The organism is Porphyromonas levii DSM 23370 (assembly GCF_000379925.1).
Classification (GTDB): domain Bacteria; phylum Bacteroidota; class Bacteroidia; order Bacteroidales; family Porphyromonadaceae; genus Porphyromonas_A; species Porphyromonas_A levii.
The window spans coordinates 1-1,479 of sequence record NZ_KB904228.1; the positions used below are offsets into that span (position 1 = coordinate 1).

Genomic DNA, 1,479 nt, shown 5'->3' on the forward strand with positions numbered 1-1,479 from the left:
AAATCAAAATTTGTAGTACACAGTAACTCTTCAAAAAAAAGACAACAACAATAATAACAGTCACTTACACTCCGACAGGGGTCAAACTTGGGCTAAATTCATAAACATAGGAATAAGAAAACTGTTATTCAATAAGCAGTGGAGAATTTAATATATCGTGGAGTGTTTTACGCCTTTAACCTCATCGGCCGGGGAACGGCCGGCACCAAGGGGAGAGACCACCCATACCGACGAGCGTAAAGATTCAGTAAACTAATGTAGCGAATCTGTTGTTATAGCACACTTTCATAAAAAGGAGCCATACTCCTCTGAAGACGTATGACTCCTTTGACGTCATGCATTGACTATTCTTTACTTCTTATGGTTTCATTGTGCATTAATATGTACATACAATATAGTTGACTGAATGTACGCTTAGATAAACGCAAATCATCTGCGTTCTCAGTATCTAACGTATGTAAGCCTTGGCTATCTTCGATTATATGCTTCATAAAGCGTTGCTTTGCAATTTCCCATTTAAGGAATAGTCCTTCGTCCAAAGAAGGAGGTAGCTCCAACTTCTTTTCAATGTCAAAAAAGTCAACATCAATATAGACGCTATCGTTTTCCCTTATACGTTCTTGAAAACTGTGATTATCCATAGCTATTGCTATCTTTTTGTCTTCCTGTGAAGTATGAGGGTAATGCAAAGTTACACTATCTCCTTTCTGTATAGAGTATAAATTGAAGTCATATCTGTCATCTAACCAATAGAACGCCACTTCATTCTTGCGTAAGTTATATCCGACGATTACAGATGTTGCAATGTGTTCTTTCTTGTATTTGTTTTGCATATCTGCTGATAAACAGATATTTACAATATCTATCACATTACAAACATCTAAGGAATTGTTCTCAAGCAACACTTGAGATTTTGCTCTCGGAGTTATAAGGCACAAAAACAGGAGGAAGAGTACTATTCTTGCTCTATTCTCTTTTGACAGGTATTTCATCCTCTAAAACTCGTAATCTTACCTTCTGATACTACTTCCGAATTCGGTCTAAGAATCACATAGGCTTTCATCGTCATATCTCTTTTTACAAATCCCCATTTTACCTGTCCAGTAACAGCAATATCGCATCTATTGTTACTAAAATAAAATGTAGAGGTCGGATTAGGAGTCCAAGTACATGCTGGGTTAGAACTAACTCTTGTACTAACCACATCCAACTCATCTCTATGATACTTGACAACCATCTCTGTCGTTGATGATGCGACGTAGGAATTGTGTTGTCCTCGAAGTACATATGTGAGTTTTACACCACCTGCCCTTGTCGATGTGCTGGTTTGTTGCGTATTTTGACGGAGATCTGTCAAATCAATTGTTTCCCCTCCTGTCTTCATAAGGCCTCATCCGATATTCTGGGTGATGGCGGTTACCGTGATCCCTTGAGACTCCTGCGTCAGCTTGTATACACCAATCATCTTGCGGGATGAAA

General features: G+C 38.5%; 1 protein-coding gene. It reads right to left on the reverse strand.

Features of this window, described 5'->3' with window-relative positions:
* Nucleotides 1-344: 344 nt before the first annotated feature.
* On the reverse strand, nucleotides 345-869 hold the full coding sequence (locus tag A3GG_RS0101765) for a hypothetical protein (protein WP_248637638.1): 525 nt from the start codon (nucleotides 867-869) through the stop codon (nucleotides 345-347).
* Between the last annotated feature and the right edge of the window lie 610 nt (nucleotides 870-1,479).